This window comes from Billgrantia ethanolica (assembly GCF_021404305.1).
Lineage (GTDB): Bacteria > Pseudomonadota > Gammaproteobacteria > Pseudomonadales > Halomonadaceae > Halomonas > Halomonas ethanolica.
On record NZ_JABFTX010000001.1, the window covers coordinates 1,840,907 to 1,856,121 of the forward strand.

The window sequence follows — 15,215 nt, forward strand, 5'->3', positions numbered from 1 at the left end:
ACCCATGAACAAGAGCAATAAAGGACCTGCCCTCGACCGCCGCCGTTTTCTTCAGCAGACCGCCAGCGTCGTGGGCGGTGCCGCCCTGCTCGGCAGCCTTCCTGGCGGCTGGGCCGTGGCCAGCGGACGGCCGGAAACCACCTCGGCCAAGCTGGGCTTCATCGCCCTGACCGACGCTGCACCGCTGTTCGTCGGAGTGGAAAAGGGCTTCTTCGCCGCCCACGGCATGACCGACGTCGAGGTACTCAAGCAGTCTTCCTGGGGCACCACTCGCGACAACCTGGTGCTGGGCTCCCAGCGCAACGGCATCGACGGCGCCCATATCCTCACGCCGATGCCCTACCTCATCGCCAGCGGCGCCATGACGCCCAACAACGTGCCGGTACCGATGAGCATCCTGGCGCGACTCAACCTCAACGGCCAGTGCATCTCGGTGGGCAGCGAACACGCCGACCTCAAGGTACGGCTCGACACCGGCGAGTTTGCCGAGGCCATCGCCGCCAAGCGTGCCGGGGGCGATGCGGTCAATGCCGCCATGACCTTCCCCGGCGGCACCCACGACATGTGGATTCGCTACTGGATGGCCGCCGGCGGCCTCGACCCCAACCGCGACATCTCGACCATCGTGGTACCACCTGCCCAGATGGTGGCCAACATGCGCGTCGGCAGCATGGAGACCTTCTGTGTCTGCGAGCCGTGGAATCAGCAGCTGATCAATCAGGGCATCGGCTACACCGCCAACACCACCGGCGAGCTGTGGAACGACCACCCCGAGAAGGCGTTCGCCATGCGCAGCGACTACGTCGAGGCCAATCCCAACGCCACCCGGGCGCTGCTGATGGCAATCATGGAAGCGCAGATGTGGTGCGAAGACCCGGCCAATCACGAGGAGATGGCCCAGATCTGCTCGCGCCGTCGCTGGATCCACGCCCCCTACGCCGATCTGATCGACCGTATTCAAGGCAACTTCGACTACGGCACCGGTCTGGTGATCGAAGACCACCCCCAGCGCATGCGCTACTGGCAGCACCAGGCTTCCTACCCCTTCAAGAGCCATGACCTGTGGTTCCTCACCGAGAACAAGCGCTGGGGCTACCTGCCGCAGGACTTCGACAGCCAGGCACTGATCGAGCAGGTCAACCGCGAGGACCTGTGGCGCGAAGCGGCCGCCGCGCTCGGCATCGACTCCGCCGACATTCCCGATTCCACCTCGCGCGGGGTGGAGACCTTCTTCGACGGCAAGACCTTCGATCCCGAAGATCCCCAGGCCTATCTCGACAGCCTCGAGATCAAGCGCCTCGCCTGATCTCGCACGAGAAGGAGACATCGTCATGAGTAGCATGCAACGCAGCAATACCCTGGCCAAGACGGCCTCGTTCCGCTGGACTCCCGACTTCGCCGCCGCTCAGCAAGTGCTGGTGCAGCGAGTGCTGCCCCCGGTGGTGATCATTGCCCTGCTCGGCATTCTGTGGGAGCTGCTCTGCTCCTCCCCCGGAGCCGTGCTGCCGCCCCCCTCCCAGGTGCTGCGCGATACCTGGGAGCTGATCGTAGACCCGTTCTACAACCACGGCGGCAACGACGTGGGCATGGCCTGGCAGATACTGGCCAGTCTCGAGCGGGTGGCCTACGGCTACTCCCTGGCCGTGGTGGCAGGCATCGCCCTCGGCGTGCTGGTGGGGCAGTCGACCTGGGCCATGCGCGGCCTCGACCCGGTGTTCCAGGTGCTGCGCACCGTGCCGCCGCTGGCCTGGCTGCCGATCTCGCTGGCCGGCTTCCAGGACAGCACCCCCTCGGCGATCTTCGTGATCTTCATCACCGCCATCTGGCCGATCATCATCAACACTTCGGTGGGCATTCGTAACATCCCCGAGGACTACCGAAACGTGGCCCGGGTGCTGCGCCTCAACGGCCTGGAGTATTTCACCCGCATCATGCTGCCTGCCGCCGCACCCTACATCTTCTCGGGACTGCGCATCGGCGTCGGCCTGTCGTGGCTGGCCATCGTCGCCGCCGAAATGCTGATCGGCGGCGTGGGCATCGGCTTCTTCATCTGGGATGCCTGGAACGCTTCGATGATCAGCGACATCATCCTGGCGCTGGTCTACGTCGGCATCGTCGGCTTCGTCCTCGACCGCATGGTCGCCTTCATCGGCAATCGCGTGACCCGCGGCACCGCCCAAGGCTGAGGAGCAACAACATGAGCAACCGCTATCTGAGTATCGAGAACGTCGACATGACCTTCCATGCCAAGGGCGTGGAGAGCCAGGTACTCAAGGGCATCGATCTGACCGTGGACCGCGGCGAGTACATCGCCATCATCGGGCACTCCGGCTGCGGCAAGTCGACCCTGCTCAACATCGTCGCCGGGCTCACCGAATCCACCTCCGGGGCGGTGATTCTCGACGGCAAGGAGGTCAACTCACCGGGGCCCGACCGCAGCGTGGTGTTCCAGAACCACTCGCTGCTGCCCTGGCTCACCGTCTACGAGAACGTGGCCCTGGCGGTGAACAAGACCTGTGCGCGCACCAAGAACAAGGCCGAGCGCCACGAGTGGATCATCAAGAACCTGGAGATGGTCGGCATGGGGCATGCGCTAGACAAGCGCCCGGCGGAGATCTCCGGCGGCATGAAGCAGCGCGTGGGCATCGCCCGGGCGCTGGCCATGGAGCCCAAGGTGCTGCTGCTCGACGAGCCATTCGGTGCGCTCGACGCCCTGACCCGCGCCCACCTGCAGGAGGAGGTGATGCGCATCCAGGACGAGCTGGGCAACACCGTGATCATGATCACCCACGACGTCGACGAGGCGGTGCTGCTCTCGGATCGTATCGTCATGCTGACCAACGGCCCTTCGGCGCGCATCGGCGAGATTCTCGACATCGAGCTGCCACGCCCCCGCGACCGTATCGCCCTGGCCGACGACCCGCGCTACAACCACTACCGCCAGGAGGTGCTGCGCTTTCTCTACGAGAAACAGCGCAAGGTGGAGAGCCTGGCCCAGCGGCGCGGCGCCGTCGGCGAGAAGGAGAAAGGCGAGAAGCAGAAAGACGAGAAGGAGAAAGCCAAGGAGAGGGCCAGAGCCAAGGCGTGAGCCTCGCCCTGCCCCAAGGCCAACGGGCCACCCAAGGGTGGCCCGTTTGTCTGTCTGTGCAAGAGCTAGAGTGAAGCGTCTTCGACCGTCACGCTCATGCCCAGCAGTAGATAGGAGAGCGTCTTGCCGTGGCCATCCAGATTGAGGGCGCCGTTGACCCCACCTTGCAGCACATCATCGATCACCAGGTTCATGCCGGCCAGGCCCGGCATCAGGTAGCGGCGCACGCAGCTGGCACCGCGATGGGCGAACAGCGCCAGCACCCGCTCTTCGGTGACCTGCTCCACCAAGGTGTCGTAGTGGCTTGGCTCATAGGCAAACAGCGCCAGGTTGAGCCGGTCGCCCTTGTCGCCGGCGCGGGCATGGGCCAGGCGGTGCAGGGCGACCGCATGCCCCGCCCGGGGGCTTGCGGCCTGGTTCACGTCAGCGTGCCGCATGGGCAATCCTCCCCTTGTTGACCGGACTAGTCTCGAACTCAGTGGTATCGAACTGGGTTGTATCGAACAGGGCGGCAAAGGCTTCCACGTCGCTGCGCTGCACCAGGTAAGAGGCGGTGCATACGCGCCGCTGAAACTGGCGACGCACCCCGCCTCCACCGGCCGGACCGGCACAGTAGAGCGCCAGCAGCTCCTGGGTCGCGCGCTCCACCCAGCGCCGCTCGACGTGCTCGGCGGCCAGGCGCAGCCGATAGTCGCCGCTGGCGGCTGCCGGCACGCTGCGCTGCAGATCACCGGCATCGCTGTCGAAAACGCTGGCGTGGCCGACGATGTCCAGCCGCGTGCGCAGCTCCGGCGGCGCGCGGAAGGTCAGCCGCTCGCGCAACACCTCGGCGGCCAGCTGCGCCCGAGCCAAGGCATTGGGGCCGGCGTAGGAGATCTCCGCCTCGCCCTGCCAGCCGCCCTCGTAGCAGACGGTGGTCTTGAGCCGCTGCGGCGCCGGCTTGCCGCGAATTCCGCGCACCGCCACCCGGTCGGGGCCGATCTGCTCTACCCGTACGGCGGACAGATCCACCACCACGTCGGGGGTCAGGTAGTTGGCCGGGTCGTGCACCTCGTAGAGCAGCTGCTCCTTGACCGTGCGCTCGGTGACGGTGCCGCCGGTGCCGGCGGGTTTGGTCACCACCAGGCTGCCGTCTTCCTCCACCTCGATGATCGGATAGCCGACCTGGGCCAGGCCCGGCACCTCCTTGCAGCCGGGGTCGGCGAAGTAGCCGCCCGTGACCTGAGCACCGCACTCGCCCAGATGACCGGCCATCATGCCGGCGGCCAGGCGGTCCCAGTCGTTCCAGGCCCAGCCGAAGTGGTGCACCAGCGGCGCCAGGAACAGCGCCGGGTCGGCCACACGGCCGCTGACCACCACCTCGGCACCAAGCTCCAGCGCCTCGACCAGCGGTGCCGCACCGAGATAGACGTTGGCCGAGATCAGCACCTCCTCGCCGGGCAGTTCGCGACTCTCCGCTTCCCATCGCTCGAGATCGACTTCACCGAGCCGTGAGCGGATGTCATCGCCGTACACCCGGCCGATCCTCGCCCCGCCACGCTCGCTGCGGGCAGCCAGTTCGGCCACCACGCCACAGGCGCCGTCCGGGTTGGCTGCGCCGAAGTTGCCGAGAATGGCGATGCCGTGCTTCAGGCAGTCGTCCAGCACCGGGGTGAGCAGCTCCTCCAACAAGGGTTCGTAGCCCGCCGTCGGGTCGTCGCGCAGGGCGCGGTGGGCCGCGGCGAGGGTACGCTCGCCCAGAGTCTCGAAGATCAGCGCGGCGGGCTGGCCACGGTGGATCAGCTCTTTCACCACGGGAATGGCGGCATCGGTACGGTCGCCGGAAAAGCCGGCCCCGCTGCCCAAAAGAAAGGTCATGAGTGGGTCTCCTTGGCCGTCATGCCATGTGCACCCGGGGCCTTCTCAGCGGCCGGAGCCGATGCCAGGCGCTGACGCCGCCGGGCGTAGAGCGCCACCAGCAGCAGCAATGCGCCGGTGGTGGTCAGCCAGCCGGGAATCAGCGCCAGGCCCACCACCAGCCCCAAGCCCGCCACATCGAGCAGCCGGCTGCCGGTGACGGCGACCCGCGACATCAGCGTGGCGAAGGCAAGCACGAACACCACGCCCTGGGAACTGGCCAGCAGAATGTCGATGGCGCTGCCGAAGCCGGCCAGGGCGGGATAGATCAGCAGCAGGAACGGGATCACATAGATCGCCGCCGCCAGGCGCACTGCCTCTCCCGCCGCCGGCAGCCAGTTGGTACCGGCGATGCCCGCCGCGACGAATACCGCCACGCACACCGGCGGCGTGATCACCGACAGGGTGGCGAAGTAGAACACGAACAGGTGGGCGATCAGCGGTTCGACGCCGATACTGGTGAGCGCAGGGGCAAGCACCGAGGCCACCAGCACGTAGGCCGCCGTGGTGGGAATGCCCATGCCCAGGATCAGACACACGCCGCCGACGATGAAGGCCACCAGGAACAGCGACTGGCCGCCCACGTTGACGATCAGGCTGGCCAGGGTCACGCCGATGCCGGTCATGCCGATCATCGCCACCAGCATCTGCGCGCCGGCCAGCAGCACGCCGATGATCACCATGCCCTTGCCGGCATCGATCAGCCCCGAGAGCAGCTTGCCGGCGATCTCGCGCAGCGGGGTGCGCGCCAGCAGGGCAAAGGGCACGAAGGTCAGTATGGTCATCAGAATGCCGTAGAAGGCCGACATCTGGATCGAGCGCCCGGAAAGCACGCCGTAGAAGAGCCCGCCCAGCGCCGCCAGGATGGGAATGATCCGCTCCGGGCGCAGCACCTCGGGCCAGGTGGGCAGCTCCTCGTCGGGCACCACCTGCAGGTTGCGCCGCCGCGCCACCAGATGAATGGTCAGGAACACGCCGAGATAGAACAGGATGGCCGGCAGCAGCGCCGCCAGGGCGATGCGTAGGTAACTCTCGCCGAGAATCTCGGCCATGATGAAGGCCGCCGCACCAAGGATCGGCGGCGCGATCTGCCCGCCGGTGGAGGCCACCGCCTCCACCCCCGAAGCGAAGGGCGCCGGGTACTTGAGGCGTTTCATCATCGGAATGGTGAAGTTGCCGGTGGTGGCCACGTTGGCCACGGCGCTGCCGCTGACCATGCCGAACAGCCCCGAGGCCACGGTGGCCACCTTGGCCGCGCCGCCCGGCGAGCGCCCGCTGATGCGCAGCGCCAGGTCCATGAAGGTCTGGCCGCCGCCGGTGTGCAGCAGCAGGCAGCCGAACAGCACGAAGGCGGCGATGGTGGTGGCGGCCACGCCCACCAGCATGCCCCACACGCCGAGATCGCCGAGATAGAGGGTCTCGGTAATGTAATAAAGATCGAAGCCGCGGTGCCCCAGCGGCCCGGGAATCGCCGCGCCGAGCCAGGCGTAGGCCAGGCCCGCCAGCACCAGCAGCGGGAAGATCACGCCGATGGCGCGCCGCGACAGCTCCAGCACCGCCACCACCAGCACGGCGGTGAACAGCATGTCCCGCGGCGTGGCCCAGGGCAGCTCGACCAGAATGCGCTCATAGTTCATCACCACGTAGCCGCAGGCCAGCACCACGCCGGCTGCCAGCCCCAGGTCGCAGGCCAGCCCCAGCGGGCGCCAGCGCTTTCCCGCGCCCAGCGGATAGAGTGTCAGCCCCAGCAGGATCACCAGCGCAAGAAAGATGCCCCTCTGCACCATGCTCTCGAAGGGGCCGGTCGCCGAGGTGTAGAGGATCAGCCCGCCCAGCAAGAGGGCCAGCAGTTTGGTCAGGTTCTCGCGCATGGCAATCGTCTCCCCTGGCCGTTACTCGACGGGCCGCAGCGCGTCGGGAATCTCCAGGCCCTGCTCCTCGAAGTAGCGGGCCGCCCCGGCGTGCAACGGCACGGTGCCCACTTCCAGCGTCATCTTCGCCAGGTCGGCGTCGCGCACCGCGGAGAAGGCGTTGGCCTGGGGCTCGGGGTTCTCCATCACCGCCTTGACGATCTGATAGGCGGTCTCCTCGTCGAGGTCCGGGTGGGCGTGTACGGCTACGCCGAAGGCCCAGGTGGTGTAAGCCGGAATGCCATCGCCGGCGCCCTCGGGCACGTCGACGATGGCCACGTCGGGCATTTCCTCGCGCAGCGTGTCGGCCTGCTCGTCGGTAAGCGAGATCACGCTGATCGGGGTGAAAGTGGCGATATCCATACTCGAACCGTCGAGGCGGTTGCCGACGCCGGACTTGGCCGAGCCCATTACCCGACCATCCTTCATCGCATCGACGATGTCGGTGGTGGAGCCGCGCACATAGTTGGGCGAGATGCCCAGGGTGCGCATCACCGCCTCGGTGGTCTTCTCGGTGGCAGAGCCGGTGATGCCCGGATTGAAGCGCACGCCCTCCAGCTCATCGAGGGTGGAAACGCCGGCATCCTGACGCATCACCACATTCTGCGGGGCGACGGTATAGACCCACAGCAGGCGACTGTCGACAGGTCGACCGTCGAAGTCTTCCTGACCGGCATAGGCGTGATAGCCGGTGTTGGTGGTGACCAGGCCCATGTCGATCTGATTGCGGCTCAGGCGGCGCAGGTTGTCGACGGTGGCGCCGGTTTCCGCCACCGAGGCGCTCACGCCCTCGACCTGGCTGTTGATGATCTGGTTGACGGCGACGAAGTAGCCGTAGTGGCTCGACGAGCTGGAGGTCGAGCCGATCAGCAGGCGCTCGTTGGCTTGTGCCATGCCCGCAGTGAGAAAGGTGGCGCTGGCGGCGGCGGCCAGCAGGGTCTTCAGCGTTGGCTTCATGAGTGGCTCCTTGGGCCCGGCTTGCGGGCTTGTTCTTGTCGTGTTGCAGGTGGGTTTCCCCATGAAGCAGCTTGGATTGGCGTATCTGTTTTGTATATTGAATTGTTTTTAAATTGTGTTTTACTTTCTAAATGAGACCCAGCATCAAGCAGCTGCGCGCCTTCGTCGCCGTGGCCCAATCGAGCAGCCTGGCCGAAGCCAGCGAGCGCATTCACCTCTCCCAGCCGGCGATCTCCATCGCCCTGCGCAAGCTGGAAGAGGCGGTGGGCGGCGCGCTGTTCTCGCGCACCACGCGCCAGCTCAGCCTGACCCCGGAGGGCGAGGCCTTCCTGCCGGTGGCGGTGCGCCTGCTCAACGACTGGTCCGAGGCCTTCGAGGATCTGGAGGAGCGCTTTTCCAAGCAACGCGGCAAGGTCACCGTGGCCGCCCTGCCCACCCTGGCGGCGGGCCTGCTGCCGGGCATCATCGCCGCCTTCCACGCCCGCTATCCGCGCATCAACCTGAGTCTGCACGACGTGCTGGCCGAGCAGGTCAGTCAGATGGTGCGTGAGGGGCGCGCCGACCTGGGCCTTTCCGTGGCGCCCCACGACACCGAGGAGCTGGCCTTCGAGCCGGTGCTGATGGACCGCTACGTGGCGGTGTGTCCCAGCGGCCACCCGCTGCTGGAACATGAAAGCCTGGCCTGGCGACAGCTGGCCGGTCATCCGTTCATCGGCATCAACCGTCTCTCCAGCTCGCGCCAGGAGATCGACCGCATCATGGCCGAGGTGGGCGAGCCGCTGGAGATCCTCTGCGACGCCAGCCAGATCGCCACCGTGGGTCGCATGGTCGCCGCCGGGCTCGGCATCAGCGTGCTACCGCGGCTCAGCTTCCGTCAGATTGCCACCCAGGGCATCGAGTACCGGCCGTTGACGACGCCGGACGTGGAAAGGCCGCTGGGTATCGTCATTCGTCACCGTCACCCGCTCTCGGCCGCCGCCGCCGCGCTGCGCGCTCTGATTCAGCAGACGACCTTGGATCTAGGCGGCTAGCGTTTTGCAAGCGGCTATCCTGTGAAAACGACACCTGTCCTGCAGGAGCTGCACGTGGCCGAGCCCAACAGCGTCATCGCCTTTTATGACGAGCGTGTCCTGTCCCACCAGCCGGATGGCGAAGCCTCCTTCCTGCCCGGCCGCATGGACCGCCGCATCCGCCAACTGCTCGCGTCGCTCAATGTTCCCTGGAAGTATCCGGAACACGCCGGGCGGCTGGGTGCCATTCTCAACCTGCTAGAGCTCGAACCGATCCCCGGCCTGCGCTTCAAGAGCGGCAAGCCAGCGATCAGGGAGCAGTTGGGACGCGTTCATACTAGCTCCTACCTGGACCACATCTACGAGTTGCGCGGTAAGAACGCCTGGCTAGACGTGGACACGACGGCGGTCTCCGCCGGCAGCGTCGACGCGGCTGAGGTCGCCGCCGGCACGACCATCGCAGCGGTAGAAGCCGTCATGCAGGGGCGAAGCAAAAGTGCCTTCGCCCTGGTTCGACCACCCGGCCATCACGCCGAACCCGTCCGTGCCCGTGGCTTCTGCCTGTTCAACAACGTGGCGGTGGCCGCGGCTCATGCCAGGGCCGAGCTGGGCTGCGAACGCGTACTGATCGTCGACTGGGATGCTCATCACGCCAACGGTACCCAGGATATCTTCTGGGCCGACCCTGACGTCATGCTCTTCGACATACACCGCGCCTCTCCCTTCTACCCCGGTACCGGTAACCTCGAGGATGTCGGGGTGGGCCTCGGAGAAGGCACCACCGTCAATGTGCCCATGCCGGCAGGCGCCGGCGATCGGGCCTACCTCAGAGCTTTCGAGGACATCCTCATCCCCGCTGCAGACTGGTTCCAGCCGGACCTGATTCTGGTATCGGCCGGCTTCGACCCCCACCCTTTCGATCTGGCGCTCAACGTCTCCTACGAGGGATTTGCCGCCATGACGAGCATGCTGCAGGTGCTGGCCAAAAAACACTGTGATGGCCGGCTGGTCTTCGTGCTGGAAGGCGGCTATCACCTGCTCTCGCTGTCACGGGGGGTGAGGACGGTACTGGAGGTGCTAGCCGGCGCAGCCGCCCCCGAACCCGGGTTCATCGGCGTTGCCGAGGCCAAGGCAGCGGCGGACTTTCACCGTCGCGCCTTCGTCGCCGATGACCCCGACGCTCAATAATGCGCCCCAGCGATCATGCTCACCCAGCCCGCCAGGCGTTTGTGCCAAGGGCGCTCTTCCCAACGCTCGACGGTATAGCGAATGGCATCGTCGAGATCGTCCTCGACCAGCCCGCGCACGTAGCGGGCGAAGTCCTCGTCGTAGACGTTGACGTTGCCCTCCTTGTTGATGCGAAACGAGCGATTGTCGATGTTGGTGGAGCCGATACTGGCCCAGCGGTCGTCGACGCTGATCAGCTTGGCGTGGTACATGGAGGGCTGATACTCGTAGATCTCCACACCCGCCTCCAGCATCGGACGCCAGCGATTCACCGAGGCGTGCCTGACGAAGCCGTAATCGATGCTGTCGCCGGGCACCAGAATCCGCACCTCCACCCCTCGCTCTGCGGCTTCGATCAGGGCATCGAGGAAGCTGGGATCGGGATAGAAATAGGCCGAAGAGATGGTAATACGCTCTCTGGCGGCGGCAATGGCGTACTTGAACATCATGCGTATGCGATGCATGCCTTCACGAGGCTTGCTACTGACCATCTGCATGAGCAGCTCGCCCCGGGGTTCGAGCTCGGGGAAGTAGTCGTCGCCATGCAGCAGCTCCCCGCTCGCCTCGAGCCAGACCTCGACGAAGGCCGCCTGCATGTTGCCCACCAAGGGTCCGGTAATGCGGAAGTGATGGTCGCGGTAACCCGGAGCATCATCGTCCGGCAGCCAGCTGTCGGTGACGTTGGCGCCCCCGGTAAAGCCGATTTCGCCATCGACGACGAGCAGCTTGCGGTGGGTGCGGTGATTGAACCGCGGAAGCTGATACCAGGAGGGCTCGCGCCAGCGAATCACCTCCACCCCCGCCTCTGCCATGCGCTCGAGATGCTCCTCCTCGGCGGGCATGGTACCCACGTAGTCGAGCAACGCGCGCACGGCCACGCCCCGTTCGGCCGCCTCGGCCAGCGCGTCGGCGAAGGCCGCCGCCGCCCTGTCGCCGAAGAATTCGAAAACCTCGAAGTTGATGGAGTCTTGCGCCTCAGCGATGGCGTCGAGCTTGGCCGCGTAGATCGCCTCGCCGCCCTCGATGTGCTCGATGTGATTTCCCCCGACCAGGGGATGCGGAAGAATATGCTCCAGCGTCCTGAGGAAGCGTGGGTCATCCAGGCCATACTCCACGACCACGGGTTCGACCAGACGCTTGGGCATGGGGGTCAGGTTGGAAAGCAAGACATTTCCGGCAGCAAAAAGGATCGCTACCGAAAGCGCGGTGCCCCCAATCCACTTGAGCTTCGTGCGTCGCTTCAATGTGCCGCCTCCCTGGCATCACTTGACTCCCCACACCGTAGCAAATTTTCCCCTCTCACCGCTCGCCGGGCTGCGTTGGACGTGCAGGCATTCAGCGTGTAAAGGACATGAGTGGCCTGGTGCCGGTATGGCTACACTGCTGGAGTCGGTAACCCTTTCCGTCGTGGAACAGCAGGAGAAAACGGATGAAGGATGGAATGAATGCACGCGGCAGTTGCTTGTGCGGTGCCGTCAACATAACGGTCGCCACCCATAAGCAGAATGTCGGCGCCTGCCACTGCAGCATGTGCCGCATCTGGGGCGGCGGACCGCTGCTGGCACTGGAGTCGGTCAGCGAGGTCGAGATCGAAGGCGAGGACAACGTAACGGTCTTCTCCTCCTCGGAATGGGCGGAGCGGGGTTTCTGCAAACGCTGCGGCACCCACCTCTTCTACCGGCTCAAGACCGGCGATCACTATGCCATTCCGGTGGGCCTGGTGGATGGCGGCGAAGCCTGGACCTTCGACAGCCAGATCTTCATCGACCAAAAGCCCGAGTACTACCGTTTCGCCAACGAGACCCACAACATGACCGGCCAGGAAGTCTTCGATGCCTATCAGGGCAGCTGAAACTTGCTACATTCGGCAACGCCCCTGATTAAGGAATTGCTCTACAGTATCCAGGCGATGCCAAGACCCCAACCCCAGACAAGGAGCTGCCCATGCCCATCTCGGTAGGCGACAAGATCCCTGACGTCACTCTCAAGACCGTAGGGCCCGACGGCCCCGAGGATATCTCCACGAGCGACATCTTCAGCGGCAAGCGCGTCGTGCTGTTTGGCGTACCCGGCGCTTTCACCCCAGGCTGTTCGAATACCCACATGCCGGGCTTCGTGATCAAGGCCGACAAGGTGCTGGAAAAAGTGGATACGCTGGCCTGCATGTCGGTCAACGACGCCTTCGTGATGCGCGCTTGGCAGAAGGATCAGAACGCCCAGGCGATTCTGATGCTGGCCGACGGCAACGCCGAGCTGACCCGTGCCCTGGGCATGGAGAAAGACGCCAGCGGCGCCGGCATGGGCATTCGCAGCCTGCGCTTCGCGCTGATCGCCGAGGACGGTGTGGTCAGCTACGTGGGTGTCGATACCGAGCGTGGCGTGGTCGACAAGAGCAGCGTCGATACCATTCTCCAACACCTGCCGAGCTGAGCGCCCTAAAGCTTCCCGCCCATCCGCCGATAACCCTAAATAAAGCCGAATGCGGCAAAGTTTGTCACCAGGGTGGGGGGAAGCTGCTTGGACGACTCGATAGGCGACGTAGAACATCAGCCGGCGCAGACACTGGCTCAGTCAGATCCCGAGCCGGCAACACTGCTGCTGGTCATCGAAGACCCAGAGACACTATCGCAACTCTCTGAGATGGCGGAGCAGGTGGGCTTTCACGTCCTGCGAGCGGTAAGCATGAAGGACGCAGTGGCCACTCTGGAGCTTGAACCCGTCGATCTGGTGCTATGCGACGCGAGTACGTCCGGCCATGATGGACACACAGGGCTGGGGCTCATCCAGGCACGTTGGCCGGACAGTATCCGTCTGCTCCTGATCGATGTCGCCACCGGCCTCGATGAGGCACTCCGCACCATCGATGAAGGGGGGGTCTACGGCTGTATCCTCAAGCCTTGGGACGCGGACAGACTCCGCCGGCTACTTCGCCGGTCGCTGGAAGAACTTGGCGCCCGGCGCGAACGGCTGCAGCACGAGGCATCGCTGCAGGTTCAGAACGAGAACTTGCTCGCACTCAACACCACGCTGGAACAACGCATCGAGGCAACCCAGCAAGAGCTCAAGCAAACATCCGACATGCTGGAGAAGGCGTACGATGAGCTGCTTCACATCCATGTGACGACAGCGCGCGTGATAGCCGACCTTCTCCAGCAGCGACTGCCGCGTCATCTGCAGACGAACGACCAGGTTTCCGCCCTGATCACGGCGTTCTGCGAGACACACGCACTCGATCATACGCTGCAGCACGACCTGGAGCTGGCAGCGGCCCTCTATAACATGGGCAAGCTCACCTGGGACGACCATTTGCTTGTCACACCCTCCGAGCAGCTGTCGGCCCAGGAGCGGACTACCTATCAGAGTTACCCGGCCAGCAGCGAGAGCCACTTGATGGCGATGGCGCAACTGAAGCGAGCAGCCAAGATAGTGCGCCATCACCGCGAGCGCTGGAACGGCAGCGGTTTTCCCGATCGCCTCGAAGGCAATGCCATTCCTTATGGTTCACGCCTGCTGGGGCTGGCCGTGGACTTCATCGAGCTGCAGCGCGGCATGGTCCTGCCGCGCGAGGTTCCGCGCCCGCAAGCATTGGCGCTGCTGCGCAAGTTTGCCGGACGCATCTACGATCCCGATCTGTGCCACGATTTCGTCAAGCTGTGTGTCGAAAAGGCGCCAGACCTGCAGACCGGTGGCAAGGCGGTCATTTCGCTGGAAACCAGTCAGGTAAAGCCGGGCATGATCCTGGCCCAGGACATCTACTCCGCCAGCGGCATGCTGCTGCTGCACGAAGGCAAACGGCTCGACAAGCACCTCATGGAGAAGCTCAAGAACTTCGAGGAAATAGAGGGGAGAAACTACACGGTACTGGTCTACCGTTCATGAGTACCCGGGCGCGACGAACGCCCGGGTCGCCTAACGGCCGCCCAGCACCTCGATGTCGTCCCCCAGCACATCGTTGATGTAGAGCGCCTGCAGCGTCACCACGGCCACCACCGCAATAGGGGTGGAGAGAATCACGCCGGCCACCCCGGCGATGGCCGCGCCGGCCAGCTGCACGATGACGGTATAGGCGGGCGGCAGTCGCACCAGTCCCTTGGCAGCCAGCGGCATCACCAGGTTGGACTCCAGGGTTTCAACCACGAAATAGAGAATCAGCGCGTACAGCGCCAGCTGGGGCGACTCGAGAAACGCGATCAAGAGCGTCGGAATGGCACCGATGACGGGCCCCAGGTAGGGGATGAAAGTGAACAGTCCCGCCACCAGGCCCAGAGCACCGGCCATGGGAACACCCAGCAAGGCCAGCCCCAACGCCACGAAAACGCCCACGAACAGCATCGACACGAGCCGGCTAAGCAGCCACAGGCGCAGCGCCCTGCCCTGCATGCACAGCACCTGGGCCAGCCTGTCGCGTTTGGCGGGCGGGCACAGCAGCAGCACGTTGCCGATGTACTTGGCCGGGCTGAGCACCAGATAGAAGCCGATCAGCAGAATCAGAAAGAAGCTGGCAATGGCACCGAAGGTGGTGGAAAAAAAGTTGGTGAAATAGTCGATGACGGGGGCACCGATGAGCTGCGCCGGCTCTTCGACTTCCGCCATGGCAGCCTCGATACCGGGCAGCTCACGAAAGTTGTTCAGAAATTGCAGGAACGCCTGGGGCAGTTCGGCGAGCAACTGCGGCAACTGCTCGCCGAGACGCGGGCCGATCAGCGCCCCCAAACCGACCATGATCAGGCAGATCATCAGCAACGCCAGCATCAGCGCCCAGGGGCGACTCAAGGGCAGATAGCGCTGACACAGCCGTACCGCACCGTCGATGGCCACGGCAACCAGAATGCTGGCGAAGACCAGCAGCATCACATCGATGAGCTGACTGGCGAAAAACATCAGCACCGCCACCAGGCTGGCCAGCCCGATGACGATCAGCGTGCGTCGGGTGAAACGTGAGAGCGCACTCTCGTTCCGCTCGATTTCCTGCATGGCAGCTCCTTGCCGTGAGAGAGGGCATCCTGCCCAACTGCGTCGTGAATCAGCCTAGCCTGTGTCCGAAAACTGGCTGCGCTCGCCGACTTTTCAGACATAGCCTAGCTCTCTTCAGCATGCTGCACCTAATAAGCAGAAGCCAAGAGCGTG

The 15,215-nt window shown here is 64.9% G+C and carries 14 protein-coding genes; 8 read left to right on the forward strand and 6 right to left on the reverse strand.

The window, feature by feature from the left end; all coding sequences use genetic code 11:
* The first annotated feature begins 4 nt into the window (after positions 1 to 4).
* The 3 genes from HOP53_RS08410 to HOP53_RS08420 are packed head-to-tail and all read left to right on the forward strand — an operon-like array spanning position 5 to position 3,088.
* Positions 5 to 1,306 (forward strand): CmpA/NrtA family ABC transporter substrate-binding protein, encoded by a 1,302-nt coding sequence (locus HOP53_RS08410; protein ID WP_234269598.1) that lies wholly within the window; start codon positions 5 to 7, stop codon positions 1,304 to 1,306.
* Positions 1,307 to 1,331: 25 nt separating this feature from the next.
* Positions 1,332 to 2,186, forward strand: a complete 855-nt coding sequence (ntrB, locus tag HOP53_RS08415) for a nitrate ABC transporter permease (protein ID WP_234269599.1) — start codon at positions 1,332 to 1,334, stop codon at positions 2,184 to 2,186.
* A gap of 11 nt (positions 2,187 to 2,197) precedes the next feature.
* Positions 2,198 to 3,088 (forward strand): ABC transporter ATP-binding protein, encoded by an 891-nt coding sequence (locus tag HOP53_RS08420; RefSeq protein WP_234269600.1) that lies wholly within the window; start codon positions 2,198 to 2,200, stop codon positions 3,086 to 3,088.
* A 65-nt stretch (positions 3,089 to 3,153) separates the two neighbouring features.
* Here HOP53_RS08420 and HOP53_RS08425 read toward each other — a convergent pair whose 3' ends face one another.
* Genes HOP53_RS08425 through HOP53_RS08440 form a run of 4 tightly spaced genes read right to left on the reverse strand, consistent with a single transcriptional unit; the run spans position 3,154 to position 7,851 of the window.
* Positions 3,154 to 3,525 carry an AtuA-related protein gene (locus HOP53_RS08425; RefSeq protein ID WP_234269601.1) on the reverse strand — a complete coding sequence of 124 codons (372 nt, stop codon included), beginning with the start codon at positions 3,523 to 3,525 and terminating at the stop codon, positions 3,154 to 3,156.
* A complete protein-coding gene (locus tag HOP53_RS08430) occupies positions 3,512 to 4,945 on the reverse strand; it encodes an acyclic terpene utilization AtuA family protein (protein ID WP_234269602.1) in 1,434 nt (477 codons plus the stop codon). Before HOP53_RS08430 ends, HOP53_RS08425 begins: the two co-directional genes overlap by 14 nt.
* The gene (locus tag HOP53_RS08435) at positions 4,942 to 6,855 is read right to left on the reverse strand and encodes a TRAP transporter permease (protein ID WP_234269603.1); all 1,914 of its coding nucleotides are present in this window, start codon (positions 6,853 to 6,855) and stop codon (positions 4,942 to 4,944) included. The genes HOP53_RS08430 and HOP53_RS08435 overlap by 4 nt, the downstream gene beginning before the upstream one ends.
* Before the next feature lie 21 nt (positions 6,856 to 6,876).
* Positions 6,877 to 7,851, reverse strand: coding sequence for a TAXI family TRAP transporter solute-binding subunit (locus tag HOP53_RS08440; RefSeq protein ID WP_234269604.1), 975 nt, complete (start codon positions 7,849 to 7,851; stop codon positions 6,877 to 6,879).
* A 131-nt stretch (positions 7,852 to 7,982) separates the two neighbouring features.
* On the opposite strand from HOP53_RS08440, the gene HOP53_RS08445 reads away from it, so the two are divergent.
* Positions 7,983 to 8,882: a LysR family transcriptional regulator gene (locus HOP53_RS08445; RefSeq protein WP_234269605.1), complete on the forward strand. Its 900-nt coding sequence runs from the start codon at positions 7,983 to 7,985 to the stop codon at positions 8,880 to 8,882.
* A gap of 54 nt (positions 8,883 to 8,936) precedes the next feature.
* A complete protein-coding gene (locus HOP53_RS08450; protein ID WP_234269606.1) occupies positions 8,937 to 10,049 on the forward strand; it encodes a histone deacetylase family protein in 1,113 nt (370 codons plus the stop codon).
* Here the strand turns inward: HOP53_RS08450 and HOP53_RS08455 are convergent.
* Positions 10,043 to 11,332 (reverse strand): phospholipase D-like domain-containing protein, encoded by a 1,290-nt coding sequence (locus tag HOP53_RS08455; RefSeq protein ID WP_234269607.1) that lies wholly within the window; start codon positions 11,330 to 11,332, stop codon positions 10,043 to 10,045. The genes HOP53_RS08450 and HOP53_RS08455 overlap by 7 nt on opposite strands.
* Positions 11,333 to 11,517: 185 nt before the next feature.
* On the opposite strand from HOP53_RS08455, the gene HOP53_RS08460 reads away from it, so the two are divergent.
* The 3 genes from HOP53_RS08460 (at position 11,518) to HOP53_RS08470 (ending at position 13,967) form a co-directional block, all read left to right on the forward strand.
* On the forward strand, positions 11,518 to 11,940 hold the full coding sequence (locus HOP53_RS08460) for a GFA family protein (RefSeq protein WP_234269608.1): 423 nt from the start codon (positions 11,518 to 11,520) through the stop codon (positions 11,938 to 11,940).
* A gap of 92 nt (positions 11,941 to 12,032) precedes the next feature.
* Positions 12,033 to 12,518: a peroxiredoxin gene (locus HOP53_RS08465; protein WP_234269609.1), complete on the forward strand. Its 486-nt coding sequence runs from the start codon at positions 12,033 to 12,035 to the stop codon at positions 12,516 to 12,518.
* Positions 12,519 to 12,605: 87 nt separating this feature from the next.
* Positions 12,606 to 13,967: an HD domain-containing phosphohydrolase gene (locus HOP53_RS08470; protein ID WP_234269610.1), complete on the forward strand. Its 1,362-nt coding sequence runs from the start codon at positions 12,606 to 12,608 to the stop codon at positions 13,965 to 13,967.
* A gap of 30 nt (positions 13,968 to 13,997) precedes the next feature.
* On the opposite strand, the gene HOP53_RS08475 is transcribed toward HOP53_RS08470, so the two are convergent.
* Positions 13,998 to 15,062, reverse strand: coding sequence for an AI-2E family transporter (locus HOP53_RS08475; RefSeq protein ID WP_234269611.1), 1,065 nt, complete (start codon positions 15,060 to 15,062; stop codon positions 13,998 to 14,000).
* Between the last annotated feature and the right edge of the window lie 153 nt (positions 15,063 to 15,215).